The 25,533-nt window shown below is 42.7% G+C and carries 23 protein-coding genes; 14 read left to right on the top strand and 9 right to left on the bottom strand.

Annotated elements, in window-relative coordinates:
* Positions 1-372 precede the first annotated feature (372 nt).
* Positions 373-567: a hypothetical protein gene (locus F8R90_RS21890; protein WP_190895038.1), complete on the top strand. Its 195-nt coding sequence runs from the start codon at positions 373-375 to the stop codon at positions 565-567.
* Positions 568-586: 19 nt separating this feature from the next.
* Here the strand turns inward: F8R90_RS21890 and F8R90_RS21885 are convergent, their stop codons facing one another.
* From F8R90_RS21885 to F8R90_RS21875, 3 genes are all read right to left on the bottom strand, one after another.
* Positions 587-1,288, bottom strand: coding sequence for a LapA family protein (locus F8R90_RS21885; RefSeq protein ID WP_196512435.1), 702 nt, complete (start codon positions 1,286-1,288; stop codon positions 587-589).
* Positions 1,289-1,454: 166 nt separating this feature from the next.
* Complete coding sequence (locus tag F8R90_RS21880) at positions 1,455-2,075, bottom strand: flavin prenyltransferase UbiX (protein ID WP_196512434.1); 621 nt, start codon at positions 2,073-2,075, stop codon at positions 1,455-1,457.
* A 17-nt stretch (positions 2,076-2,092) separates the two neighbouring features.
* On the bottom strand, positions 2,093-4,447 hold the full coding sequence (locus tag F8R90_RS21875; RefSeq protein WP_196512433.1) for a ribonuclease R family protein: 2,355 nt from the start codon (positions 4,445-4,447) through the stop codon (positions 2,093-2,095).
* 947 nt (positions 4,448-5,394) lie between these two features.
* Between F8R90_RS21875 and F8R90_RS21870 the strand changes: the two genes are divergently transcribed.
* The gene (locus tag F8R90_RS21870) at positions 5,395-6,306 is read left to right on the top strand and encodes a hypothetical protein (protein WP_196512432.1); all 912 of its coding nucleotides are present in this window, start codon (positions 5,395-5,397) and stop codon (positions 6,304-6,306) included.
* Between the two features lie 168 nt (positions 6,307-6,474).
* Here F8R90_RS21870 and clpP read toward each other — a convergent pair whose 3' ends face one another.
* Positions 6,475-7,086 carry an ATP-dependent Clp endopeptidase proteolytic subunit ClpP gene (gene clpP / locus F8R90_RS21865; protein WP_190895034.1) on the bottom strand — a complete coding sequence of 204 codons (612 nt, stop codon included), beginning with the start codon at positions 7,084-7,086 and terminating at the stop codon, positions 6,475-6,477.
* A 476-nt stretch (positions 7,087-7,562) separates the two neighbouring features.
* Here clpP and F8R90_RS21860 point away from each other — a divergent pair, with 476 nt between their 5' ends.
* The 4 genes from F8R90_RS21860 (at position 7,563) to F8R90_RS21845 (ending at position 11,614) form a co-directional block, all read left to right on the top strand.
* Positions 7,563-7,718, top strand: coding sequence for a hypothetical protein (locus F8R90_RS21860; protein ID WP_196512431.1), 156 nt, complete (start codon positions 7,563-7,565; stop codon positions 7,716-7,718).
* Between the two features lie 170 nt (positions 7,719-7,888).
* Positions 7,889-9,943 carry a thioredoxin domain-containing protein gene (locus tag F8R90_RS21855; protein ID WP_196512430.1) on the top strand — a complete coding sequence of 685 codons (2,055 nt, stop codon included), beginning with the start codon at positions 7,889-7,891 and terminating at the stop codon, positions 9,941-9,943.
* A 45-nt stretch (positions 9,944-9,988) separates the two neighbouring features.
* Positions 9,989-10,585: a molybdenum cofactor guanylyltransferase gene (locus F8R90_RS21850; protein WP_196512429.1), complete on the top strand. Its 597-nt coding sequence runs from the start codon at positions 9,989-9,991 to the stop codon at positions 10,583-10,585.
* Positions 10,586-10,642: 57 nt separating this feature from the next.
* The gene (locus tag F8R90_RS21845; protein WP_196512428.1) at positions 10,643-11,614 is read left to right on the top strand and encodes an alpha/beta hydrolase; all 972 of its coding nucleotides are present in this window, start codon (positions 10,643-10,645) and stop codon (positions 11,612-11,614) included.
* A 78-nt stretch (positions 11,615-11,692) separates the two neighbouring features.
* Here F8R90_RS21845 and F8R90_RS21840 read toward each other — a convergent pair whose 3' ends face one another.
* Complete coding sequence (locus tag F8R90_RS21840) at positions 11,693-13,168, bottom strand: family 10 glycosylhydrolase (RefSeq protein ID WP_196512427.1); 1,476 nt, start codon at positions 13,166-13,168, stop codon at positions 11,693-11,695.
* 525 nt (positions 13,169-13,693) lie between these two features.
* Between F8R90_RS21840 and F8R90_RS21835 the strand changes: the two genes are divergently transcribed.
* Positions 13,694-14,629, top strand: coding sequence for an ABC transporter substrate-binding protein (locus tag F8R90_RS21835; RefSeq protein ID WP_196512426.1), 936 nt, complete (start codon positions 13,694-13,696; stop codon positions 14,627-14,629).
* Positions 14,630-14,758: 129 nt separating this feature from the next.
* Here F8R90_RS21835 and F8R90_RS21830 read toward each other — a convergent pair whose 3' ends face one another.
* From F8R90_RS21830 to F8R90_RS21815, 4 genes are all read right to left on the bottom strand, one after another.
* The gene (locus F8R90_RS21830) at positions 14,759-15,727 is read right to left on the bottom strand and encodes an FTR1 family iron permease (protein ID WP_196512425.1); all 969 of its coding nucleotides are present in this window, start codon (positions 15,725-15,727) and stop codon (positions 14,759-14,761) included.
* A gap of 173 nt (positions 15,728-15,900) precedes the next feature.
* On the bottom strand, positions 15,901-16,335 hold the full coding sequence (locus tag F8R90_RS21825) for a ferritin-like domain-containing protein (RefSeq protein ID WP_190899961.1): 435 nt from the start codon (positions 16,333-16,335) through the stop codon (positions 15,901-15,903).
* Positions 16,336-16,514: 179 nt separating this feature from the next.
* Positions 16,515-17,552, bottom strand: coding sequence for a helix-hairpin-helix domain-containing protein (locus tag F8R90_RS21820; protein ID WP_196512424.1), 1,038 nt, complete (start codon positions 17,550-17,552; stop codon positions 16,515-16,517).
* A 163-nt stretch (positions 17,553-17,715) separates the two neighbouring features.
* A complete protein-coding gene (locus F8R90_RS21815; protein ID WP_196512423.1) occupies positions 17,716-18,741 on the bottom strand; it encodes a multicopper oxidase domain-containing protein in 1,026 nt (341 codons plus the stop codon).
* Positions 18,742-19,330: 589 nt separating this feature from the next.
* Between F8R90_RS21815 and F8R90_RS21810 the strand changes: the two genes are divergently transcribed.
* From F8R90_RS21810 to psb27, 7 genes are all read left to right on the top strand, one after another.
* Entirely contained in the window at positions 19,331-20,017 is a 687-nt protein-coding gene (locus F8R90_RS21810; protein WP_196512447.1) for an energy-coupling factor ABC transporter permease, read from the top strand.
* The gene (locus tag F8R90_RS21805) at positions 20,004-20,306 is read left to right on the top strand and encodes an energy-coupling factor ABC transporter substrate-binding protein (RefSeq protein ID WP_196512422.1); all 303 of its coding nucleotides are present in this window, start codon (positions 20,004-20,006) and stop codon (positions 20,304-20,306) included. Before F8R90_RS21810 ends, F8R90_RS21805 begins: the two co-directional genes overlap by 14 nt.
* Positions 20,303-21,115, top strand: a complete 813-nt coding sequence (gene cbiQ, locus F8R90_RS21800) for a cobalt ECF transporter T component CbiQ (protein ID WP_196512421.1) — start codon at positions 20,303-20,305, stop codon at positions 21,113-21,115. Before F8R90_RS21805 ends, cbiQ begins: the two co-directional genes overlap by 4 nt.
* The gene (locus F8R90_RS21795) at positions 21,090-21,920 is read left to right on the top strand and encodes an energy-coupling factor ABC transporter ATP-binding protein (protein WP_196512420.1); all 831 of its coding nucleotides are present in this window, start codon (positions 21,090-21,092) and stop codon (positions 21,918-21,920) included. Before cbiQ ends, F8R90_RS21795 begins: the two co-directional genes overlap by 26 nt.
* Positions 21,921-22,099: 179 nt before the next feature.
* Positions 22,100-23,701, top strand: coding sequence for a glycosyltransferase family 39 protein (locus F8R90_RS21790; protein ID WP_196512419.1), 1,602 nt, complete (start codon positions 22,100-22,102; stop codon positions 23,699-23,701).
* A gap of 100 nt (positions 23,702-23,801) precedes the next feature.
* Complete coding sequence (gene cofH, locus F8R90_RS21785) at positions 23,802-24,983, top strand: 7,8-didemethyl-8-hydroxy-5-deazariboflavin synthase subunit CofH (protein WP_196512418.1); 1,182 nt, start codon at positions 23,802-23,804, stop codon at positions 24,981-24,983.
* Positions 24,984-25,102: 119 nt separating this feature from the next.
* Positions 25,103-25,507 (top strand): photosystem II protein Psb27, encoded by a 405-nt coding sequence (gene psb27, locus F8R90_RS21780; RefSeq protein ID WP_190899977.1) that lies wholly within the window; start codon positions 25,103-25,105, stop codon positions 25,505-25,507.
* Positions 25,508-25,533 lie beyond the last annotated feature (26 nt).

Raw genomic sequence — 25,533 nt, 5'->3', positions numbered from 1 at the left:
AGTAAATTTACTGAAGTAACTTGGTAATTGCTGCATAGCGATCGCTATGCTTAACGAAAAAATTAATATAGCTTCTTTGAAACTTTATCCAAACAATTTCTGTCTATCTAAATAATCCGAATTTTCACTCTGGTGGTTAATTTTAAGTATACACAATACTGTGTTTCTACCAGCACCGTGTAGTTATTCTAAAAATCTAGTTATAACAAGCCCCAAACAATTAAATGTTTCTGATAGAGGTGTAAATGATGACCTTTTTACTGCGATCGCCCAAAAAAGATTTGTAAATATGAGGTTTCGGCACAAAGACTACTGCATATTTCACCCCAATAAGCCTGAATGAATAAATATAGGATGAATGAGGCGTCAACTATGAATAGAATTCGTGACGTTGTACAAAAAGCTTTAGCAACTGGCTATTTGACAGTGGAAGCTGAAAATCAACTACGACAACTGTTGACTACCCGGTATGACTTGGAAGATTTTAATGCTTTTATGACTTTGCAGGAAGCTGCCATGACTGGTAAGGTCAAGCAGGAGTCTAGAGAGCGGTGTGGCATCAAGTAGAGACGTAGCCTGCTACATCTCAACGACGGGGGCGTTTATCATCATCCTCAAAATCATCATCATCATCAAAAAAGTCCCAATCATCATCATCAGCTTGATTGGTAGCCGGCGGCTGATAAGGGGGGATGATTACCCGGTAATCAGCATCGTAAACAGATTCAGTTTTTCCCACAGCCGTATTTTTTGGCTCACGGTAGCTGTAGGAATAAACTGAACCAGACTGAGAACTGCTTTTGACTTCTGATTGACGTTCGTAAGTTTTAGAGTCTCTAGGCTGTTGAGCTTGAGGATTAGGATTAGGCGCTTCCTCTGACCTTTCATCAAAATTCCAATCATCATCTCCACTGCCATTTGTCTCCCAATCATCAAATACATCACTAGTAGGCTCTTCTTTTTTACTAGCTGGTGGTGGAGAACTGGTAGGACGAGATGTAGGTTCTTCTCTACGGTTTGCCTTCGCACGAGGCGGAGTTGCGCTTCGGCGGTCAGGAGTTTGGCGTTGTCCTCCCCCAAAATAATTGGATAAGTTAAACAAGGTAGCAATCAATATAGATGTGAAAGCACCAGTGGTAGTACTGAACAAAATCCATATCGCTAGTGGTAATGGTTGAGTTCGCACGCCCAAAAATACTAGCGATAGGGCAGGTGAGAAATTTTGGACTAACAACAGTGTTAGTCCTCCCAGTACCGCCACCAATAGAATTAAGCGAATTACAGCCATAGCAATTTTGTCAGTTGTCAGTTATCAGTGGTCAGTAGTTAGTAGTCAGTTATCAGTCTGATTATTCTTCAGTGATTACTGTTCACTTACTACTGACACTATCAGCCATCTCTATCATTACCCTTTTAGGACTATTGTGAAATTTTCGATGAGTCCACTGAGGGCGTTAGCGACGACCTTGCCACCGCTGAATTGGGATGCAGTCAATATCTAGTTGATCTAAAGCACGGGCAACTACAAAATCAACTAAATCCTCGATGGTTTGGGGATTATGGTACCAGGCGGGAATAGCAGGGACAATTCTCACTCCAACTTCTGCTAGAGAGGTTAAGTTACGGAGGTGGATGAGGCTAAAAGGCGTTTCACGGGGGACAATGACCAGCTTTCGCCCTTCTTTGAGTTGGACATCCGCCGCTCGTTCTAGTAAATCGGAACTCAAGCCAACTGCTAGCTTTGCCACTGTGCTCATACTGCATGGAATGATCATCATCCCCAGAGTGGCAAAGGAACCACTGGCAATCCCGGCTCCAACATCACTCCAAGGATGACAGCGGAGTTTGCCCGAAAGTGCAACTCCAGCTTGCTCTCGCCAGAATTGCTCTTGCCCGGTTGGTTCTGCTGGCATCCGAATTTCCTGTTCTGATTGCCAAACCATGTAAGTAGATTTAGAGGCAACCAATTCAATACTATAATCCGCTTCTAGCAAAAATTTGATCGCGCGAACAGCGTAAATCAGACCAGATGCGCCCGATACGCCTAAAATTAGAGGCTTAGTGTTATGTGGCACGTAAAAGTTAGTTAATTTTACTCATCTTCAGAGTAAGGGTCTAAGTCATCAGGCTCAATATCATTTGGCAAGTAGAGGTCTGAAAGATCGTCATTGGAAGCATTACCAGTTAAACCTTTGGCTACGCCATCGCTGCCGACCGTTACCAAATCAATTTGCTGACGGTAGTAATCGACACTTTTAACTTGTACAGCGACGCGATCGCCTAGTCTATAAGAAGCGCGATTTTTACGACCAAACAGCGCCTGTTGTCTGGCACGATATTCATACCAATCGTCTTTGAGAGAACTGACGTGTACCAATCCTTCCACCCTCAGAGGTACACCAGGATTACTGCTGGATTCCACTTCAGCTGCTGGTACTTCAATTTCCACAAAGAAACCGTAGGATTGAACCCCAGTAATCACGCCTTGAAATACCTGACCGATGCGCTGCTTCATCAGTTGGGCTTTTTGCAGTCCGGCTAAATCGGCTTCGGCTTCTTGGACTTCTTTTTCTCGGTCATTGATTTGGACAATTACCCTAGTTAAATCGCTTTGCAGTTCTTGTTGCAATTCTGGGGGTAAAACGTTCCAGTTAATTTCCTCGTGGCTGGAGGAGTGGCGCAGGTTAACGCGCTCTCTCACACGAGTATTGCGGCGATCGCGTCCGTTTTCGAGTAGCGTGTAATACACTCTTTGCATCAGCAAATCTGGGTAACGCCGCAAGGGAGCGCTAAAGTGGACATATTGCGGTAGTGCCAGACCAAAGTGAGAACCTTTAGTGGTGCTGTACGCAGACGGCTTAAGTGTATCTTGTAATAAGTAGGTAAGAACTTGCTCAGAGGGAGATTCAGCAAAAGCTGTGGTCAAATGTTGGTAATCTAAGGGTTGGATATCGACTTCTGGATCTAGTGTGAGGTCAACGCCTAAATTGACTGCCAATTTCAGCATTTCCTGGACATCTTCAACATCAGGTGTGCCTTGGACTCGCCAGATGGCGGGAACACCAAGAGCATTTAAGTGAGTTGCTACTAGTTGATTAACTAACAGTACCAACTCCGTGAGTAGCGATCGCACTGGTAAATCATTGACCACCACAGCGCCGAGAATCCCCTCATCATAGTAAGCGTTTTGGCTGGGCGGCAGATTCAACTGGAGGCTACCACGAGTCAACCGTACCTGTTTCACGCCTGTTTGCAAGGCTTGGAGGTCTTGCAGGATTTGAGAAATCTGTGGAGATTGATCTTGAGCTTCACCTGTAAGAATTGCTTGAGCTTGTTCTGTACTCAGTGCAGTTTCTACGTTGATCACACTGGGTTGAATTTCCCATTCCAACACTTGTCCTGATTGAGGATCAATTGTAATTAAAAAAGAGATAGTTAAGCGATCGCTCCCAGCTACCAAAGAACAGCGCTCTGCTACAGTCGGTGGCAACATTGGCAACACCAATTCTCCCAGATACACTGATTTACCCCGTTTGAGTGCTTCTCTATCTAGGGGTTCGTCAGGTTGGACATAGTGAGAAACATCGGTGATATGAACGCCCAAAAGCCAGTTTCCGGCTAAGTTTTTTTCTAAACTAAAAGCGTTTTCTATAACTTTGGTGTCGCCATTTACCCCTTCAATGGTGAAGGTAAACAAATTACGCAAATCTAGCCGATTTTTCAGGTCTGCTTTGAGCAGCTTTTTGGGCAACTTGGTGGCTGCTTCTAGGACATGATCAGGAAAAGTCCGGGAAAGGTCGTGTTTGCACGTAACTAAATCTATATCAGCAGCAGCTTCGGCATCACTGCCGAGGATTTGTACAACTCGACCAAGGGGAGGATATTGTGCCAACGGGTAACGCAAGACTTCCACATGAACAAGATGATCGATCGCTTCTTCCAACTTCGCTTCGTTGGGTTGAATCTTGAGTTCAAACAGCAATCGATCATCTAAGGGCACAGCCCGGAAGCCAGTTTCCACCTGCTTAATTCGTGCCAGTAACGTGTGGTTGGAACGTTCTAGAATCAGCTTCACCTCTCCTTCAGGAGAGCGACGGCGACTGCCTTCTTTGAGAACTCTGACCAAAACGCGATCGCCATTCCAAGCATTACTCAGATGACTTTCGCGGATGTAAATATCCTCGGCTCCTTCCACATCTTGAATAGCAAAGCAAAAACCTTTACTAGAGCAACGGAGTTTTGCCTCGATTATTCCTTCTTCTGAGACACGGCGGTACTTGCCCCGTTCTTTTACTAAAATGCCGATTTTTTCAAGAACATCTAAGGCAATGTGAAGTTTTTGTAAGCTTTTTTCATCTTCACAGCCAAGTTTCTTTTCCAAAACTTTCCGAGCTACCAATTTATCATCGGTGAAATTGGCAAGGAGTGTAGCGATTGAAAATTCCATGCAGTGAACCGACCTTTGGTCAAAACATCATTTTTTGTTTAATCTGGTTCTTTCCTGTATACCCTCACGGCTTACAGAAACAAGCTGGAAACGAATTGCCCTGAGGCAAGGCTTTCCAAGTTCCAAGGAAAGGAAGCCGACCCACGGACAACTCTGGGCGTCTACGAACTTCTCACTGCACCATGCTCTCAGAGTTCGCCTGCGTTCAAGTCTCTTCACCTAACCAAACTTAGAAAGCACGCCTGATTTAAGATTTAGCCCCGCTAGGTAATTACGCGACGGGTTTTTGAGAAGCTGGGTTTTAGAGAATCCATGCTGCCCAAAAGCGCTATGCAGGGGAGCCACTGCGGTCTTGGGGTTTCCCCAAGTGGAGCAAGTGGTGTGGAAACTACAGGTGTTTGATTGTCTAGAGTGAAGGTAATTTTACGCCATTAGACTCTGATTTTAACTAGGAGGAACTGCCGATGAACCCAATTTTCCCACATGTAGAATCGGTAACAATTAGGTGAGCAGCTTAATAAGCAGTGAGGGCGAACCTTATCTTCATTATTGTAGATTTAGAGCGCACTTCCAGAAAATAGTTCTAGATATCGACTTGGGTAATCAGTATAGCATTGCAGGCAAGACTACCCAGGTAAGTTAGCACTAGCCAAACAATTTCCTCAAAAAAGAGCTACTGCTACAATTAGGACAAAAGGCAAAGCAAGAATATTACCTTGATGACCCAAAGCAGAGAATTATACCTGCTCACCGCCTGCCAAGAAACTGATGACAGATAGTAAGCAATTAAAAATGTTCGCGTAGCGTCTCGTAGAGAAGAAATGCAATATTGGCAAGCATCCTGGGTATCGAGTAGATGTAAATTAAAGTAAGGGCAGTTTACCTTGCTTGAGCATACAGGCAGTATCAACCCCGTTATTAAAAAGATTTAGATTGGTAGCAATATTATGTTGGCTCAATTCCAGAGCTTGTATCCCAAGGGCAGTCTGATTTCTGAATTAGTGCAAATTTTTCAAGGAAAATATATTGTCCGGGCAAGCGTGCAAATTGAAGGCGTAACCCGTGCTACGGGTATGGCAGCAGCAGAAACAGTAGAAGCAGCAGAAGACCAAGCCAGAACCAGGGCGTTGATAGTTTTGGGGATTACAAATGCGCCACCCGAATCAGTGACATTTACCTCAAATTCAATTTCCCCAGCGCAGCTAAACCCTTCCTTAAATACCAAAAGTGGATTGAATGAGTCTGCTGGCTATTCCTCTGTAAAAGATGAGGATTTTGTTGGTAGTCAGTGGTCAGTGGTCAGTGACAAAGAAATATCTTTGCCGCCTTCCAGAGTACGGAATATTAAACCAGAAGTAGTAACAACCAACAACGAACAGTACGGTAACAGCAGTGCTGTTCCCATACCAACGGAGACACGAAGCGCAAGTACAAGCAATACCTATAGCGAGGATTTAGGTCAAAATTTTCCTGTGACTGCCAACCGGGAGCTAGAATTTGCTCCTCCAGTTGAAAACTTGGAAGTAACGTCTAGTAACGAGATTGAAAATCAAACCTTTCCAGCAATTTCTGCCAATAATGTCACACCATTTACACCTCGGAGTTACAGCGCTCAAGAGGATGTCGCCACCCCGCCAGCGACAGGAAAGAGAAAGAAGAAAGCTGAACCCGTGGATTTATCGGATGTAATTGCTAAAACAGATGTCGAACTTCAGCGCTTAGGCTGGACACCAGAACAGGGACGGGAGCATCTAATTAAAACCTACGGCAAGCGGGGGCGCACTTTGCTAACCGAAGAAGAATTGCATGGATTCCTCAAATTCCTCCAATCTGAACCAGACCCAATAGCGGGATTTTGATTAGTCATTAGTCATTTGTTATTTGTAAGAACTAATGACTAAATCGGTATTAAGTACTTGAGCAGGCCACCAATTCCAAAAATAACCCCTCTTCACTTATGAAGAGGGGTTATTTTTAGGGGTTCAGGGAATTAAAAGTGGTAAATCACCATTAGCCAATCGTGACTATTAATTAACAACAGCAACTGCTGGGCGGCTACCAGCGGCATGACGGTCAATAACTTGGTCAATTAAACCGTATTCTCTGGCTTCCTCTGGCGACATGAAGAAGTCACGTTCAGTATCTTCAGCAATCCGCTCAATTGGTTGACCTGTATGTTCAGCTAAATAGTCGTTTAGCCGCCGTTTGTGGTAAAGAATTTCCCGCGCCTGAATTTCAATATCAGTCGCCTGTCCTTGAGCACCACCTAAAGGTTGATGAATCATAATCCGAGAATGAGGTAGACTCATTCGCTTACCCTTTGCACCAGCACTAAGGAGGAAAGCGCCCATACTCGCCGCCAATCCGGTACAAATTGTACAGACATCAGGGCGAATGTGTTTCATAGTGTCAAAAATGCCCATACCAGCCGTCACCGAACCACCGGGAGAATTGATGTACATATAAATGTCTTTCTCCGAGTCTTCGGCATCCAAATACAGCAGTTGGGCAACAATCAAGTTCGCAATGTTGTTGTCAACTTGTTGTCCCAAAAAGATGATGCGCTCACGCAACAGCCGTGAGTAGATGTCAAAGGCGCGTTCACCTCGACCCGATTGTTCAATAACGATAGGAATCATGGAAGCGTGTTTGTGGCTACTTTAAATACATTTTATCGGTGACAGCACGAAACTGGGGTTTATCTCTACTGTTCCCAAGCAGATAAATCAAACCTTTCTCGTTTTTCCTTCTCTAATAAGGGAGCAAAAGGTGCTTTTGCAAGAAATTCAACCCCTAAGGGCACTTTTTAGTGGCAAAACGTGTCTAAGAGAATATCTCCATGTGGGGAATAACAAACCACAAAACTCCAATTATCGCCAATCTCATGCCTCGGCTTTTGCTGTATAACCTTGGCGATGTGGTGATTAGACCAATAACCGGAATCAGGCTTGCTTAGGGAATTTTGTTAAATTTTAGTAACATTTTAAACATTTTTTTAGGATTTCCCTCAGCAATTATCAAGTTATTTTTGTTAGATTCAGTAAATCGATAGTACGAGGTGTATTTAGAATAACCAGTCCTACTTCAATGCTATCCACCCAGAGAGAGACGTGCCATGCGGGAAAAACTTGTACAAGCCGCCATTATCACCTTCTTGCTGCATCTGATAGCAGGACTTAGCCCAAATACTATGATTCAGACAAAGGCAGCATCACCTGTGCCAGAAACACCACCAAATATCGTCAGCTTGCTATTGCGATCATTTCAGTAAAATATTTTACGAATTGCACAGGTGTGGGCGATATCAAAGACATGTAGTAATACCTCTTACCCAAGAGATAATTCGCTCGTAGGATTTCTTGCTTATGTACATAGCCGTCTAGGCTAACACTCCTGGGAACAGGTAGACTGAGCAAAGAAGGCAACTACTTGCATTTGATCATGACTAATCGCCTTGCTGAAGCTAAGAGCCTCTATCTCCGCAAACACGCCGAAAACCCGATTGATTGGTGGTCTTGGTGTGACGAAGCACTTGCAACTGCAAGGGCGCAGAATAAACCGATTTTTCTCTCCATTGGCTACTCTAGTTGCCATTGGTGTACTGTCATGGAAGGCGAGGCTTTTTCTGATATTGCGATCGCTGACTACATGAATGCTAATTATCTTCCCATCAAAGTAGACAGGGAAGAAAGACCTGACCTCGATAGCATCTATATGCAAGCTTTGCAGATGATGAGTGGCCAAGGGGGTTGGCCTTTAAACGTATTTCTTTCCCCAGAAGATTTGGTGCCGTTTTACGCTGGTACTTATTTCCCTGTAGACCCGCGCTATGGTCGTCCTGGATTTTTGCAGGTGTTGCAAGCTCTTCGCCGTTACTACGACACAGAAAAAGCAGAATTACAGCAACGCAAAGCCTTAATTATTGAGTCGCTGCTCACGTCTGCGGTGTTGCAAGATGGTACAACAAATGAGCTTGAAGACCGTGAATTACTCCGCCAAGGTTGGGAAACCAGCACAGGTATAATTACTTCTAGTCAATCTGGCAATAGCTTTCCGATGATTCCCTATGCAGAATTAGCATTGCGGGGAACTCGATTTAATTTTGAATCTCGATATGATGGCAAGCAAGTTTGTACCCAACGGGGACTAGACTTAGCGCTGGGTGGCATTTATGACCATGTGGGCGGTGGCTTTCATCGCTATACTGTTGACCCTACTTGGACAGTACCCCACTTTGAAAAGATGCTCTACGATAATGGACAGATTGTGGAGTACATAGCAAATTTATGGAGTACAGGAATACAAGAACCAGCGTTTGAAAGAGCAGTTGCTGGTACTGTACAATGGCTGAAGCGGGAAATGACCGCGCCTGAAGGTTACTTCTATGCTGCTCAAGATGCCGACAGCTTCATTGAATCCACGGCAGTAGAACCAGAAGAAGGAGCCTTTTATGTCTGGAGTTACAGCGAACTACAACAACTGTTAACACCTGAAGAATTAACGGAATTAGAACAGTTTACTGTGACACCTAACGGTAATTTTGAAGGACGTAATGTCTTGCAAAGACGCCATGCAGGGCAACTGAGTGCAACCCTGGAAACGGCATTAAGTAAGCTGTTTACCGCTCGCTATGGCGTTAGTTCTGAGTCTCTAGAAATTTTTCCACCGGCTCGTAACAACCAAGAAGCAAAAACTGCTAACTGGCCAGGTCGGATTCCTTCAGTGACAGATACGAAGATGATTGTCGCTTGGAACAGCTTGATGATTTCCGGGCTGGCTAGAGCTGCTGGAGTTTTCCAACAACCGTTATATCTGGAATTAGCAGCACGAGCAGCGAATTTTATTTTGGAAAATCAGTTTGTCGATGGGCGTTTTCACCGACTCAATTATCAAGGAGAACCAACCGTTTTAGCTCAGTCTGAAGATTACGCCTTGTTTATTAAAGCTCTCTTGGATTTACAAGCTTCCAACCCGGAGCATAAGCAATGGTTAGAAAAAGCGATCGCTATCCAAGATGAATTCAACGAATTTCTCTGGAGTGTAGAATTAGGTGGTTACTATAACACATCTAGTGATTCTAGTCAAGATTTGATTGTGCGGGAGCGTAGTTATGCTGATAATGCAACACCATCAGCCAATGGAATTGCGATCGCTAACCTTGTCCGTCTCGCCCTACTCACCGATAATCTAGATTATTTGGATTTAGCAGAACTTGGTTTGAAAGCTTTTAGGAGTGTAATGCATCGCGCTCCCCAAGCTTGCCCCAGCTTGTTTACAGCTTTGGATTGGTATCGCAATTCTACCTTGATTCGCAGCACCAATGAGCAAATAAACTCTTTGATCCCCAAGTTTCTACCGGTGGCTGTATTTGCCATCACATCTGATTTACCAGAGGGAAGCGTTGGATTAGTTTGCCAAGGTTTGAAGTGCCTTGCACCAGCGGCAAATGTAGAGCATTTATTGCAGCAAGTCCAGAAAAGTCAAAATAGAGGATAATTTTGGCAACATTAGACGCATAACCATGAATTAGGTGAAGTGAGAATGACGACCCGAAGCGAATTAACTGCCATTGTGTTAGCTGGGGGTAAGAGTTCTCGCATGGGTCAGGATAAAGCCCTGATTCCAATTCAAGGAGTGCCGTTGTTACAGCGAGTTTGTAGCATTGCTCAAAGCTGTGCTGATGTTGTTTATATAGTCACTCCCTGGCCAGAACGCTATCAACATTTGGTTTTGCCTGGTTGTCAGTTTATTCGGGAAGTGCCTTTATCTGGAGAATCTCTAGCCCACGGGCCTCTAGTTGGTTTTGCCCAAGGACTAGCCGAAGTGCAAACAGATTGGGTACTGCTGCTAGCTTGTGATTTGCCGAGGTTGCGAGTTGAGGTGTTGGAAGATTGGGTAACTAGACTTGATAGCGTGGGGGATAATGCGATCGCAGCTTTAGCTCATCATCCTAAAGGTTGGGAACCTCTATGTGGTTTCTATCGCCGTAGGTGTTTGCCACAACTTTTAGAGTTTATCAACCAAGGGGGGCGATCGTTTCAACAGTGGCTTCGGCAATATCCTGTAGAAGTTTTGCCCTTAGCAGAACCCGAAATGCTGTTTAACTGTAATACACCAGAGGACTTGGCTTCAAGTTAATTCAAAGTATAAAAAATGCTAGTCTTTAACGATTAGTTCACTTTTATATCATCTACCATGCCTATCTACGGCCCCGATGCGATTAATTTTGACGGTGTAGATGGTCATCGTTATTGGTTTCAAGAGCCTTTTTCTTATACTGGCGTAGCTGATATTGATGAACGATTAAGTGGCTTTCCGGTTGCTGTCTTTCTGCCACATAATCGACCCGCGCAGGATACGCCTTTAGTGATTGGTTTGCAAGGAATGAGCGCCCCCTATAGCTGGAACGCCTTCATCGTATCGACCCTGACGCAAATGGGCATAGCTGTAGCTTTGTTCGATACACCCTTGGCTGGTGAGCGTAGCTTGGTGCGTACATTCACGGCTATGGCAGACCATGAAATTAAGCCTTTAATTGACAGGGGTATCTCATTTGACACTGAGTTACTTTTATGCTTATTTCGCAGGACTGCGGCTGATATTGCCAGAGTCCGTGACTTTTGTGGCGATCGCTATGGACTCAGTAATCGTCGGCTGGCATTATTCGGCGTTAGTATGGGAGTTTTGCAAGCCGCCTATGCCTTTACTGCTGATGGTGTTGGGGAGCGTTTACTGGGTGCCATTGGTCATGCCGATCTCCAGTCTTTTGCCAAAAGTTGGGGCTACTTGGTCTTACCAGATTTAGCAGCTTCCCCATTAGGTGCAGTAGCAGAAGCGTTGCTGGAACGAGTGCAACCGAATCTCAAACCCATTGTTAAGCTTTTACAATTAGCCAAAAATCTGAAATACCCCGATGAGTATGCTTGGGCGTGCAACCCAATGACCTACATTGAGCGGGTACAGCCTCCGCGTCGGGTTCGTTTTTTAGTGGGCGCTAGCGATCGCATTGTGAATATTCGAGATGCCCGTGCTTGCGCTGGGCGCTTTCTGGATGGTGACTGTTATGTAGTTCCTGGTATGGGACATGGCACCCACAAATGGGGGCCATTATTTGTAGACCACGTGCGTTATTTCCTCACGACGCAATTGGGTGATTGGCGAAATTGACACTCATACCATTTCTTTTTAAATTATTTATCGGGATTCCTCCTTTCTCTTGCCTGCTGCCTGCTGCCTGCTGCCTCCTTAACGAGTGCGACAAAATTTGCGATCGTTATCATTCTGAGGATATTGCCAAGAATAGGCAAAATGGCTAACTCCCTTCAGTTGGGGGGCGTATTGGCGAAGTGCCTGCATTTGTGCTTCTAGAGATGGACGATTACTAATCGATTCTCCCCATTTGCCGGCTAAAGCTGGAATTACTTGAGTACCAGGTTTTGTCATACTCAAAACCCGCTGCACTTGTGCCACAATACAACTGACATTATTGCAATTCCCATAAGCCATAGGATGCCACTGCAATGTAGTGGGGAAGCGATCCCAAGGTTGCAAACGGGAATCATACCCTTGTCCTACAGTTTGGTTTCCATCCGGGAAAAACACGACTCCCGTGGAAATACCTTGCTGTTTTGCTGGGTAACTGGCTACGGTGACAAAATCTAGAATTCCTTGCATGGCGTGGGCAACGGCGAGCTGCCACAATTCCCATTGCAAAAGTGGTTGTCTGCCGGTTGCAGACAGGATTGATTTTTGCGCTGGTGAGGGAGTGCGTCCTTGCCAAAGGGGTTCGCCTTCTTGGGGATAAAGTTTATCAACTTCCGCTATATCTCCACCAGTGACGTATCCCTTACTCAAAAAGCGGCGAATCAAGTCCAGCCCTTTGTAATTCTGTGCCCGTTTAAACAAAGCTTCTTGGATTGCGGGACTAAATAGCCATAAATCTGAAACTTTAGTGGCGATGGAATCACTTCCTGCTTGGCGCGGATAACGCACATAGTCTAATAAAATGCCATCTGGGCGACGGCGCAAAACTTCTTGTACTAATTGGTAATAGTCGCGTTTTGCTTGCAGGTTGTAGGGGTCGATAAATAGTTGAGAGCCATTATCTACAACATATAAGCTCGTTTGACCTTTGCCATTACGAGCGATCGCACTTTCTCTATCTCGGCGCTGGGCGTAAGTATAGCCGAAATTTGTGGTAAACATCCAGGCGTAAACTTTTAAACCGCGTTGCCGACCTTTTTGAATTGCTGTGGCGAGTAAATCGACATTTTCTGCCCCTGGAGTCCGAATCACAGAAGGCCAAACCGTCGGGTTAGCTGTTGCTGGCAATAATACCTGCCCGTCGTAAAATACTTCTAAATAAACTTGGTTATAGCCACGGTTGACAATCCGATCCATAACCTGATCAATTGTTCCTGGCTGAATGTCACAGGGATACAAGCGCAACCAGAGAGCTTGGATTTGCGGCCAAGTCCGAGTACGGCACTGCTGTAATTCCTGTGCCTGTTTTTTGACTAAGTTTTGGTAGCGGGTTTGGGCATCTTGCTTGCCTTTGAGGGCTGATAAACGTAAGTTTTCTTTTTCTTGCGCCGCCGCTGATGATAACTGACAATACTGGGTTACTTGCGCTCTTGCTGGCTCACTCCCAAAGTTGGGTAGTAATGAACTACTAGTGAAAACAACAGCGAATAGGCGCCGCCAAAATAATTGATTAGACATACCTAGCAGTAGATGGACACAATAATCATCGACCCCAACTGAGATAATTGTGGGCAACGTGTATCAAATTATATAGTTAAGTTGTAAGGGTTTTAAAACCTATTTTTTCAAGACTGCCAAAGGACTATTTGTGTTGCCGGATTTTTTTATAAAGACATAAATGCATACAGGGCAGTATAAAACACCAGAATACAAAGTAAGTTTAGTCTACTATTGGGTAGATTTTGCCTCTATCTTAGTTAGTGACAATCTGCCAAAACCAGTAGGATTTTTGAACCAAGAATACCCTGAGTTTTAGCTTTTGTCATTATCCAAATCTTTTTAATCTCTGACTTCATTGATATCCTACTTAAAAGCTTATAGCTATATAGCTAAATTTCGTTAAAACTATCAATAAACAAGGCAGGAGGTGAGGCAACGCATCTACGCAACGATAGCGGAGTCAATAAAAGCTACATTTGCTATTTTTGAATGTGGTGCTGAGTATATTTTTTATGCCATTCTTACCCCAGAAGGAATTTTAATATGTATCGTCGTTGGCTTTTATCTGCTTTAGCACTTTTGATGAGTATAGTTTTAGCTGCTTGCACGACTGCAACCACTCAGCAGCCAGAAATAAAAGTTACGAAGCCTACTGAGACGATAAATACAAATTCTCAGCAATTACCAAAAGGATCAGCACAAAGAGTTGTTGCCCTTTCTTCTCTTGCTGCTGACATTACCTCTCGACTTGATCAAACAAAAATTGTCGGAATCACTGGTAGTAAATTATTTAATAATGATTCAAGATTCAAGGATATTCCCCGTGTTAGTGAAGGGCAAAGCCCGCCAAATCTAGAAAAAGTGGTAGCACTCAAACCAGATTTAGTTATTGGTGCAGAAGGTTTTTCTAATATCCCAATTCAAAAACTTCAGCAGCTAGGAATTCCAACCTTGATGACTAAGGTGAACAACTGGAAATCTTTAGAAGAACTTACTAAAACCCTTGCTAAATCAATTGATGCTGATCCTCAGCCTTTGTTAAATCGTTACAAAACTTTCTTGCCAGAAAAAGCAACTCAGGGTTTTTCTACTCTTGCGCTGGTTAGTCGTCAACCAATTTTAGCGCCGAATAAAAATAGTTGGGCAGGAGATTTGCTGGCGAAATTTCAGGCGAAAAATATAGCAGCAGATTTACAAGGAAAAAGTCCAATTGGTGGCTATGTGACGCTTTCCGCTGAGAAAGTTTTAGAAGCAAATCCAGAGGTGATAATTTTGGTGAATCCCCCGCAAGGAAATTCGGAAGTAGCGCTGTTAGATTCCCTGAAAAAGGAAGCTTTTTGGCAGCAATTGCAAGCAACTAAAAATAACCGAGTTTATGTGTTTGATTATTTTGGCCTAGTGAACCCAGGTAGTATAGATGCAATTGAAAAGGCTTGTCAGCAGCTTAAGCAAGTATTGTTTGTACCACAGGGTACTTAGCCCAATAAATATAATTTAAAATCTTGTTTTCAAGTTCTACCTTGATAAATAAGGGAGGCGGAACCTCCCGATAGGCATTCCCAGTCTCTGACTGGGAACGAGGAAAAAAATATAAAATTGACTGTGCTTTTAATCCTTTGCAGAACTAATCGGTTTTTGAGCAAAGGGGATATTTTTTTTACTCTCAGGAGAAGCACCTCCAAGACTGCGGAAATATAGTCCTCCAATGGTGAGTAAAAATGACACATATCCCACTGCTTGCACAAGATAGAGATTGTCTCTGTAACCAAATAAAGATTTAAGGATAATGCCAGGAAACTTTTCGTCAGGCAAAATTGTAGAAGTATTTGAAACCATTGGCCCCAAAATACATGAGTGGACTTTAGTAAAACGTTCGTAATAGAAACAAAGGCTTTCTGTAGCACGACTGCTAAGGGCAAAGTTAGCCACAGCTTCGTCAAAATGTTTCAAGGCTGAAACTACCAACCCAGCGACAATCAACACTAAGAAAACGCCCATTACCTGGAAAAACTGGCGGATGTTAATTTTGACACCCCATTTAAATAGCAGCACTCCAATGGCAGATGCCGTTACCAAACCAGCAATAGCACCCAATGCTGGCATTAATCCCTGTTGAAAATTAGCAGCAACGAACAGAACAGTTTCAAAGCCTTCGCGGACTACGGCAATTAAAATTAAAGTAAAAACACCCCAACCAGCATTTGAGTTTTGTGTCAGCGCTTCTGTTACTGCTCCTTCAACTGTAGCTTTCATGAATCTGGCTTGTTTAGTCATCCAAATTAGCATCCAACTGAGCATTGCGATCGCTAACACGCCAAACACACCTTCTAGCGCTGGCTCAACTACGGAGGTGTATTGAGGATTCGCTGCCCCCAGTACTTGAATTAGCCAACTGAATAGCACACCTATTAAAGCACTGACGACAATGCCAACGCCAACACCAGCATATACCCAAGAGTTGAGTTGGGATTGTTTAGCTTTTTTCAGCAAAGCTAGCACGATGCCAACAACAAGAGCAGCTTCCACTCCTTCTCGGAGTGTTATTACAAAAGTAGGTAGAGCAGTACTAAAATTCATCTTTTGTCCTTTGTCTTTTGTCCCCAAAGTTATTGTTGTCAGAAGCCAAATATTGAAAAATCCAGAGCAGAGGAAACCTCTGCTCCGGTTTTTCGCTCCGTTCAGACTTCTATCTTTGTCATTAGTCCCTAGGCAATAATAACTAATGACTAATGACTAATAACTAATAACTATTAGCTAAAATCGCGTAGCATCTTTTTCAGTTCGAGATTATGCATCTCTTCTTGCCCAATCATACCGCGAGCGAATTCTTCAAGATAAATGCTGGCATTGGTGACAGTTTCAAGCAGATTTTTATACAAATCCAATGCCTTTTTTTCATGAGATAAGCTTTCTTCCAAGATATCCTTGACTTTATGCTGGTAGGTTTCTTCCATTGGGGCAATTTTCAGAGAGGGATGCCCATCTAAACCAGTGAGAATTTCTCCCACTTGTTCGGCATGAAGTAAAGACTCACTTGCCTGTGCTTTGAAAAAAGCCACGATTGGAATACGGTTAGGGCCAGTGACCATCAAAGAATAATGTGTATAGCGCACTACCCCTGCTAGTTCAAATTCCATGATGGCGTTCAGCAGGTCAATGGTCTTTTTATGGTCAAGTTCTTGCATCAGTTGTTAGTTCAAGTAATGAATGGAGTGTAATTAGTTAGGAGTTAGAAGTGAGGAGTTGGAAGTTAGGAGTTAACAGTTCGGAATTCATAACTCATAATTCATAACTCCTAACTCTTAACTCTTAACTCCTAACTATTTTAAACTCATTATCATATACTTCCCATTAAATCAAAATGTTATCGCTGTGCTTGGGTATTGGATTTATTAACCACCTTTTGAGAGTTTTCCTCAATGGTTTTCACCAGCTTGGTAACATCATTAGGAGTTTTGACTGCTTTTGCTGGTGGGATGGCGGCGGGCCAAACTTTTATTAGTTCAGCAAAACTAGCATCGATCGCTTTGTGTGCTTCAGGATCTGCTTGAGCTACTTGACTAGAAATCCCTTTGTATAAATCATTGGCGTAAACGACAAAACCACGAGAGTCTTGATACTCAATTGGCGCGGTTATTTTACCGTCTGCGATCGCAGCGCCATATTCGGAGTTAGCTGAATCTAGTAGTTCGTTAATTACCTGTAGCACAAATCCTGGTTTGGAGCGTTGCTCTGCTGGCAAAGCTGCGATCGCTCCATCAACTGCTTGCACTGAAGAAGTAAAATTAGTTTTAATTTTGCTATCCTTGGGACTAGATTTCACTAAATCTTGCAAACTTACCAATGTTGTCTTAAATTCTTTAACTTTGCGCTCATTTAATTGTTCTTCTACGTCAACGTAAATCTCCTCAACTGGATGTCCAATATGAGGTTCTGCCTGTTTCGGCTGATTCTGATCCAGCAGTTCTTGTGCTACCAAAAGATGCCCTTTCATTAAGCCTAATTTAGACATATAGTCAATATCTTTTGCTTCACCTGTAAGTACTACTTCTTGAACACCAACCTGGTCTTTAATTTGGTCGAACTGTTCTTGAGTAATTACTTTTTTAGTAACTAAATCTTCTGGGCTGCCATAGGGACGACTTGCCTGGATTTTGTTCGATAAAGCCGGAACGCCTAGTTTGGCTTCAAACTTATCCAATTCTGACAATATAGCAGTGTTAATGTTAATTTTGTCTTTGCCACCGTGACCACTATGACTGTTATTACTTGCTGCCTCTGTAGCTTGAGGGCTAGCAACTGGTGCTGATGGATTTTCTGCGGTTGGAGTACTACTACAAGAACTCAAGGTAACTATTACGGCTGCTGCTGCTGTTAAACAGATATAACGAAGTTTTATCATCTTTGCTCCTCGCACAATTAAAAATGTATTAATTGGAACATGTCAAACTATTACTAGAAGCTAGTTTGTTTGACACATTGTCATAGATTTTACTGTTGCATATAATGAGATTTTTTATCAACTAATTAGCTGAACTTTAATAAATTAATTACAAACTATCTAGTTAAGACTGTTTAACAGGGTTTTGAGAGTTACTCTCAGTAAGTACTTCAAATTGACCCATGCAACCGTTTTCTGCGATCGCATCCTGATGCGGATGAAACATATACTTACCTGGATAGCGAAAAGCAAATTCCAAAATGTGCCTTTCTGCTACACCCATCGTAATCACATCAGTTTTCTCGCTAGCAGTCATACTCATGCCATAGCGATAGACATCAAAGAAGTTGGCGTGGAGATGAAACGTCACTGCCGGATCGTATTCAATGATGTTGAGGACATACAGCCGAATCAACTGATCTTTGTAAATGCGAATCGGATGATGCATGTAATAGTGGGGCAGACCATTAAAGGCGTAATAATCATTATGGCTATCATCATTCACGTCATACCCACCCATAACTAGTACGATTTCATCGGCCGGCGGACGGGGAGTCGGTGGATCGATGATAAACATTCCATACAGCCCCTTAGCGATGTGACGGGTGACTGGTTCAATATGGCAGTGGTATAAGTGAACGCCATAGGGTTCAGCATCAAATTCATAAATTGTGGCTTTGCCGTTGCTGATTGGGCGAACACCATCCATTTCTGCTGGATGAACGCCATGAAAATGCAAAGAGTGAGAATGTCCCGCATTGTTGAGAAATAGTACCCGGATGCGATCGCCCTGTTTTGCCCGTAGCGTTGGCCCTGGTATGCGACCGTTTAAATCCCAGATATTGTAAGAGACAGCACTATTGAGTTTTATTATGGAAGTACCAGCAGTTAACTGAAATTCCCGGATAGTCCGCCCATTTTCTTGCTTTACCGTCCCATAATCAAAATCCCTTAACATCTTCATCGGGTTAGTAACGCCGTCAGATGCTTCCATATCAAATGGTGGCACTTTGACTATTGAATGACTTTGTAGATTTAGCATCTGCCAAAGTGCAGCTGCACCAGTTACTCCAGCCCCTGCTAGTCCCAGCTTCAGTAATTCACGGCGGCTCCACGGTTTTCCATTACCCAGAGCGAAGTTGTTGGGCATGACATTTAGTTACGGTTAGCGCCAAAAAAGAATTGCAAAAGATTTTCAATTGCTTTTAAATATTAGAGGAATTAATAATTATTGTCAATAATTTTTCAGTGCTTCAGAATTGCTACTTTAAGTTATTAAATTTAGATCAAACTATAATCAGTCCCTGAAAATTCCAGCCAAATTTTTTGATTTTTACCAGTACTTATCTCTTAGATATGTATAAAGAATATTCAAGTGAAGCTAACTTTTCATATCTATTTATTGATATGCTTATTGCCTGAGCAGTACTTAGAATACAAACAATGCGTATAATAGCACCTGGATATAGACGAAACTAAGAGACTCTTGCTATGCTGTGGTGCATTTTATTTGCTTAAAGATGAGATAAATAGCGTTTCTATAACATTGTCAGTACTTGCAATTTTTAATTTTGAATCGTTTATTAGAGCGTCCGCCGATTTAAACTGAATCTTTAAAATGTATTTGCGAGGTATACAGCGTGCCAAGAATTCTTCTCAAGTCAAAAGGCGTATCACTAATTTTGATAGGTATTTTGAGCTTTTATCTAGTTGTTGGAGCGTCTACACCAGCCTATGCCATGCACATTATGGAAGGCTACTTACCAGGGAATTGGGCAATTTTTTGGTGGGTAGTGGCGTTACCATTTTTTATTTTAGGATTGCGATCGCTGACTCGCATCACCCAAGCCAACCCAGAACTCAAACTACTCTTAGCATTGGCGGGAGCTTTTACTTTTGTATTGTCAGCGTTGAAACTTCCTTCAGTCACGGGTAGTTCTTCCCATCCCACAGGCACAGGGTTAGGAGCGGTGCTATTTGGCCCATTAGCTATGTCGGTGCTGGGGGGTCTAGTTCTGTTATTTCAAGCGCTGCTGTTGGCTCATGGCGGCTTGACGACACTAGGGGCAAATGCTTTTTCGATGGCGATCGCAGGCCCATTTGCTGCTTACTGGATATATCATTTGACGATGCGGCTAACTGGTAAGCAAAAAATAGCCATATTTTTAGCAGCCGCCTTGGGAGATTTACTCACCTACCTTATTACTTCCGTGCAACTCGCTCTTGCTTTTCCCGCACCTGTCGGTGGGTTTATAGCCTCATTTACCAAGTTTGCAGGCATTTTTGCGATTACTCAGGTTCCTTTGGCAATTAGTGAAGGTTTGCTAACTGTATTGGTGTGGAATTGGCTACAATCTTATACGCCTCAAGAATTAGAATTTTTGAAATTAATCAAAAGGGAACCTCAACACAATGAAACAGTCTAAAAAAGGATTGAGTAACTGGCTGTTACTATTAGGAGTAGTGGGATTGGCAGTAGCGCCATTAGTAGTAATTAAAGGAGCAGAGTTTCGCGGCGCAGATGGTCAGGCTGAAGATGCAATCAAAGAAATTCAGCCCGAATACAAACCTTGGTTTAATCCATTAATTCAGTTACCAAGTGGAGAAGTCGAAAGCTTATTATTTTCCGTGCAAGCAGCGGCGGGTGCTGGAGTAATTGGTTATGTAATTGGGTTGTATAAAGGGCGAGCGCAACATCAAAGGAATAAGGAATGAGTCTGCAAATAGATACTCTTGCATACACTAATCGGTTACGGTGGTTAGCACCAGAGCAGAAATTACTGTTTGCGATCGCTCTGTTGATCATCGCTGCCTTTAGCCATTCCCTAGTTCAAGTTTTGATTGCAGTTTGGATGAGTACTTGGACAATTATATATGCAGGGATTCCTAGCAAAATTTATTTCAAACTAGTTTATGTTGCTACTTTATTCTGGTTAACCAGTTTACCAGCTTTAGTTATCAATGGCGTAAATATTTCGCAGTTACATTTAGTGCAAACTGACTCAGCAGCAGGGTTGAATATTGGCTCTTATTATGTGTACATCAGCATTCACGGTATTGAGCAGGGATTAACGATTTTAACACGAGCGATCGCCTCTCTTTCCTGCTTATATTTCATCATGTTAACTATCCCTTTTACCGAGCTTTTACAAGTCCTGCGTCGCGTGGGTTTTCCTGTGTTGCTAACCGACCTATTATTACTAATGTACCGCTTTATTTTTGTCCTATTAAACACAGCATCTGAATTATGGACTGCTCAACAATCTCGTGGTGGCTACTGCACTTTTAGCCTTGGGATGAAAAGTTTAGCTCTCTTAATTGGACAATTACTCAAACGAACCCTAGAAAACTATCGTCAAGTATCATTGGCTTTGGCATCACGAGGCTTCAATGGAGAATTTAGAGTTTGGCATCCTCATCGCTACCATTTATCTAAGCGATATGCCATCGAAGCAATTCTAGGATGTGCGTCATTAATCGCCTTGGATTGGTACGATCATGCAACAATTTTTACTCGAATTTGAGCAATTACATTACACTTATCCAGGCGCACAACAATTAGCTTTGAATGGCTTGAATCTGAGGATTCCTTTTCACAAAAGATGTGCGTTAATCGGGCAAAATGGTTGTGGTAAAACCACATTATTTTTATTAGCTAACGGTCTATATAAACCTCATAAAGGTAAAGTATCTTGGCAAGGAAAGCCCCTGCAATACGACCGTCAATCACTGATAAAGTTACGTCAACAAGTAGGGCTAGTTTTTCAAGATCCAGAGCAACAACTGGTAGCTTCTACTGTTGAAGAAGATATTTCTTACGGCTTGTGTAATTTGGGATTGCCAACAGGAGAAATTAAACAGCGAGTCGAGCAAGCCTTAGTAGAATTTGGACTTACTGAATTAGCTCAAAGACCAGTTCATCATCTCAGCTTAGGACAAAAAAAGCGAGTTTCTATAGCTGATGTCATGGTGCTAAAACCAGAACTCCTATTGCTAGATGAACCAACAGCCTATTTAGATAAGTTGCATACTCGTAACTTGATGACAACTCTAAAAAAGATTCATGCAGATGGTACAACTATACTAATGGCAACCCATGATCTTGATTTAGTTTATCGTTGGGCTGACTGGATATTTGTGATGGATCGGGGACAACTTGTGATGGAGGGAAAACCACAAGATGTATTTACCCAGCGTGAAGTTCTCGAAGATTTACAGCTAGGAGTGCCATTGATATATGAGATGCTATTTACTGAGGTTTCACCCGAAGAAGAACCAGTTTTAGAAAGTTTGCGGCAAAGGATATTTAACTTGTTCCGTTACTTTTAGTAAGCGGCTCCAGCCCTTGCTACAAATTCCCTTAATAGCTATTTGTAGTTCATTAATAAAAGCTGATATTCTGATTGCAATCGCTCTTGGCTGATAATCTTAAACATCTAAAAAATTGATTTAAAAACTGCTGCTATTGGACTTCATAAACCTATAATCAGCGATATAATTCAATATTTATGATAAACAGACAATCAATACTTGCAAAATATTTTCCTCCTATTTGGCTACGATTTTTAATCATTACTTTGTTAATTTTAGGGATATTTTTCCGCTTCGCCTATCTGGATCGAAAAGTCTATTCGCACGATGAAGCTTATACCTCATTACGAATTTCTGGTTACACTAAGACAGAGTTTGTTCAACAAGTGTTTAATGGGCGCGTTTTTGCTGTTGGAGATATACAAAAATATCAACAGCCTAATTCTGAAAAAGGTTTAATCAATACAATCAACTCTTTGGCGGTGGAAGATGCCCAGCATCCTCCACTTTATTATGTGATGGTTAGATTATGGATGCAATTTTTTGGCAATTCAGTAGCGACTACAAGAAGCTTGTCAGCCATAATTAGCTTAATAGCCTTTCCTAGCATTTATTGGCTGTGCTTAGAATTATTTCACTCACCCATAACGGCATGGATAAGCGTAGCTTTTCTAACAGTCTCGCCCTTCCATGTGCTATACGCCCAAGAGGCAAGGGAGTTCGGTTTGTGGATGGTGACTACTTTGCTAGGGAGTGCTGCACTGCTGCGAGCAATAAGACTGGGTAGCAAGCAGCTTTGGGGGATTTATGCAGTAACAGTGGCACTAGGATTGTACACCTTTTTATTTTCTGGGTTGCTAGCGATCGCCCACGGTATTTATGTATTTGCCATTGAACGCTTTCGATTCACCAAAACCGTTAAAGCTTATCTAATAGCAACTAGTGCCGGATTTTTAGCTTTCGTTCCTTGGATTTTAACTGTTATTAATAGCTTGTCTGAAATTGAGCGCACAACAGCCAGCGCTCAAACCAAACAATCTGTGTCAGCTTTGGCTTCTGGTTGGATTGCCAATATTAGCTGTTTGTTTGCTGATTTTTGGCGCTACGAACCATTTTTTCCAGATTTGAATTTGCCAGTTTTGCGCTGGGGTCGATTTTTAATTCCCTTATTACTAATCTTGGTAATATATTCATTCTTATTTCTTTATCGTCAAGCAGGAACACGAGTTTGGTTATTTGTTTTTATCTTAAGTGGAATACCTGCTTTAGCTCTCATATTGCCTGATTTGATTATTGGAGGTAAGGTCAGTCTGCGACCTAGATATGTCATTCCGTGTTATGTAGGCATTCAGCTAGCTGTTGCTTACTTGCTAGCGGCTCAAATTATTTCTTCTAAGTTAATAGCCCGCAAACTTTGGCAATTAGTAATAGTAGTAGTAATTTCCGCTGGAGTTGTATCCTGTTCCGTCAGTTCTCAAGCCGAGACATGGTGGAATAAAAGCAGCCATGCCAACCCTCAAATAGCTCGGATCATCAATAAAGCTAATGATCCACTATTAATTAGTAGTAATTATTCTCTAAATATTGGTGATTTAATGTCTCTCATTCATCTGCTAGATCATAAAGTGCAGATGCAATTGTTAACTGAACCAAGTATGCCAAATATTCCTGATGAGTTCAGTGAACTATTTCTGTATAATCCTTCTAAAAAATTTCGATCTGAGCTTGAGAAGAAATACAAATTAATCGAGGTTTTCCAGTATAGTAGGCTGTGGCAGCTAGAACAGAAAAGCAGCTAAATTCTCTATAGCTGGAATTCTCCTGAGCTTGGTGTATTTATTAAGTAAAATTTTATTATTTACCAGATCATAAAATTAAAATTTACTGAGAAAGAAAGTAATGCTGACAAAAATTGCTGTTGAAAAAATTCTTGAACGTGCCTTGATGGGGTACGACTTATCTCCCGAAGAGGGAGTGATATTGTTACAACAAACTGAGCCAGAGGCGATCGCAGCAATACGGACTACATCCGACACACTCCGCCACACTCAAGCAGGCAATACGGTTACATACGTAATTAATCGTAATATCAACTTTACTAATATTTGTGAGCAGCACTGTAGTTTTTGTGCCTTCCGTCGAGATGATGGTGATGCCGGTGCATACTGGTTAGATTCGGCGCAAATTTTGGAAAAAGCAACAGATGCAGTGCAACGGGGCGCGACGGAAATCTGTATGCAGGGGGGATTAAATCCACAAGCGCAGATAAGCGGCAAATCTTTGCCCTATTATCTCAAAGTAGTAGAAACCATTAAACAGGAATTTCCCCAGATACATCTCCACGCTTTCTCACCCCAGGAAGTGGAATTTATCGCCAGACTTGATGGACTTGAGTATGCTGATGTGATTACTGCTTTGCGTGATGCTGGTGTTGGCTCAATGCCGGGAACAGCCGCTGAAGTGTTAGACGATAAAGTAAGGCGGATACTGTGTCCAGAGAAGATTGACGCAGCCACTTGGCTAAAAATTGTCAGCACTGCTCACAAATTAGGTTTACATACCACTAGCACCATGTTATCTGGGCATATTGAAACCCACGAGCAGCAAATCGGGCATTTAGAAAAATTGCGATCGCTCCAAAAAACCGCCATCAATCAGGGATATCCAGCAAGGATCACAGAGTTTATTTTATTACCCTTCGTTGGGCAAGAAGCGCCCAAACCCTTACGTAGCCGTGTCGGACGCGATCAACCAGTTTTGAGTGATGCACTGTTGCTAGGCGCTGTGGCACGGATTTACTTGGGTAATTGGATTCCCAATCATCAGCAGAGTTGGGTAAAACTGGGGCTTGCTGGTGCGACAGAAGCCTTGGTTTGGGGTTGCAACGATATTGGCGGCACATTAATGGAGGAGCACATTACCACAATGGCTGGTGCTTTGGGTGGTACGTGTATGGAAGTGGAAACCTTGCAAGCTGCGATCGCTTCTTTAGGAAGACCTTACCAACAACGCAATACTCTTTACCAAAAAATTAGGAGTCAGGAGTCAAATCAAAGACTCGTGAACGAGTATCTAAGTTAAATAAACGGAGTTCAGAGGTGGATGAATGGAGTTTTCTAACATCTTACTCAGCAATAAATTGATCCCCAAGTCACCAATCCAAGATAGGATGGACGTTGATTTACGTATTCTTTTACTTAATGCATATGAAGCGCTATTGGTCGCGTTTGCTTGCGCTGGTTTTGGTTGTATCTATCGGCTTAATGGGCTGTTCTGGCAGTCCAGATAGTTTGACTGGGGATTATCGCCAAGACACCTTAGCTGTGGTCAATGTTATGAGACAAGCTCTGGATTTATCACAAGATTCACCAGAAAAAGCAGCAGTTCAAGCGGAAGCGCGTCAAAAAATTAATGACTTTTCAGCTCGCTATCAGCGAGTTAACTCTGTTTCTGGTCTTGGCTCCTTTACAACCATGCGAACAGCCCTCAACTCCCTAGCTGGACACTACAGTTCTTACCCAAATCGTGCCGTACCCGAAAAACTCAAAAATCGTTTAGAGAAGGAGTTACAGCAGGTAGAAGCAGCACTGAAGCGTGGCGGTTAACTCTTAACTATTGCTTACTCCATCAT

It is taken from the genome of Nostoc sp. NZL, from assembly GCF_015714705.1.
Classification (GTDB): Bacteria; Cyanobacteriota; Cyanobacteriia; order Cyanobacteriales; family Nostocaceae; genus Nostoc; species Nostoc foliaceum_A.
The sequence above is the reverse complement of the archived record's forward strand: the minus strand, read 5'-3'. Positions and strand labels throughout refer to the sequence as shown.

What these genes read in the sequence shown, in the direction of transcription:
- F8R90_RS21820 (WP_196512424.1), bottom strand. Translation starts at nt 17,552, where the DNA reads ATGATAAAACTTCGTTATATCTGTTTAACAGCAGCAGCAGCCGTAATA.
- F8R90_RS21875 (WP_196512433.1), bottom strand. Translation starts at nt 4,447, where the DNA reads ATGGAATTTTCAATCGCTACACTCCTTGCCAATTTCACCGATGATAAA.
- F8R90_RS21845 (WP_196512428.1), top strand. Translation starts at nt 10,643, where the DNA reads ATGCCTATCTACGGCCCCGATGCGATTAATTTTGACGGTGTAGATGGT.
- psb27 (WP_190899977.1), top strand. Translation starts at nt 25,103, where the DNA reads ATGCATATGAAGCGCTATTGGTCGCGTTTGCTTGCGCTGGTTTTGGTT.
- F8R90_RS21870 (WP_196512432.1), top strand. Translation starts at nt 5,395, where the DNA reads ATGTTGGCTCAATTCCAGAGCTTGTATCCCAAGGGCAGTCTGATTTCT.
- F8R90_RS21810 (WP_196512447.1), top strand. Translation starts at nt 19,331, where the DNA reads ATGCACATTATGGAAGGCTACTTACCAGGGAATTGGGCAATTTTTTGG.
- F8R90_RS21805 (WP_196512422.1), top strand. Translation starts at nt 20,004, where the DNA reads ATGAAACAGTCTAAAAAAGGATTGAGTAACTGGCTGTTACTATTAGGA.
- F8R90_RS21830 (WP_196512425.1), bottom strand. Translation starts at nt 15,727, where the DNA reads ATGAATTTTAGTACTGCTCTACCTACTTTTGTAATAACACTCCGAGAA.
- F8R90_RS21795 (WP_196512420.1), top strand. Translation starts at nt 21,090, where the DNA reads ATGCAACAATTTTTACTCGAATTTGAGCAATTACATTACACTTATCCA.
- F8R90_RS21840 (WP_196512427.1), bottom strand. Translation starts at nt 13,168, where the DNA reads ATGTCTAATCAATTATTTTGGCGGCGCCTATTCGCTGTTGTTTTCACT.
- cofH (WP_196512418.1), top strand. Translation starts at nt 23,802, where the DNA reads ATGCTGACAAAAATTGCTGTTGAAAAAATTCTTGAACGTGCCTTGATG.
- F8R90_RS21815 (WP_196512423.1), bottom strand. Translation starts at nt 18,741, where the DNA reads ATGCCCAACAACTTCGCTCTGGGTAATGGAAAACCGTGGAGCCGCCGT.
- cbiQ (WP_196512421.1), top strand. Translation starts at nt 20,303, where the DNA reads ATGAGTCTGCAAATAGATACTCTTGCATACACTAATCGGTTACGGTGG.
- F8R90_RS21855 (WP_196512430.1), top strand. Translation starts at nt 7,889, where the DNA reads ATGACTAATCGCCTTGCTGAAGCTAAGAGCCTCTATCTCCGCAAACAC.
- clpP (WP_190895034.1), bottom strand. Translation starts at nt 7,086, where the DNA reads ATGATTCCTATCGTTATTGAACAATCGGGTCGAGGTGAACGCGCCTTT.
- F8R90_RS21885 (WP_196512435.1), bottom strand. Translation starts at nt 1,288, where the DNA reads ATGGCTGTAATTCGCTTAATTCTATTGGTGGCGGTACTGGGAGGACTA.
- F8R90_RS21860 (WP_196512431.1), top strand. Translation starts at nt 7,563, where the DNA reads ATGCGGGAAAAACTTGTACAAGCCGCCATTATCACCTTCTTGCTGCAT.
- F8R90_RS21890 (WP_190895038.1), top strand. Translation starts at nt 373, where the DNA reads ATGAATAGAATTCGTGACGTTGTACAAAAAGCTTTAGCAACTGGCTAT.
- F8R90_RS21825 (WP_190899961.1), bottom strand. Translation starts at nt 16,335, where the DNA reads ATGCAAGAACTTGACCATAAAAAGACCATTGACCTGCTGAACGCCATC.
- F8R90_RS21850 (WP_196512429.1), top strand. Translation starts at nt 9,989, where the DNA reads ATGACGACCCGAAGCGAATTAACTGCCATTGTGTTAGCTGGGGGTAAG.
- F8R90_RS21835 (WP_196512426.1), top strand. Translation starts at nt 13,694, where the DNA reads ATGTATCGTCGTTGGCTTTTATCTGCTTTAGCACTTTTGATGAGTATA.
- F8R90_RS21790 (WP_196512419.1), top strand. Translation starts at nt 22,100, where the DNA reads ATGATAAACAGACAATCAATACTTGCAAAATATTTTCCTCCTATTTGG.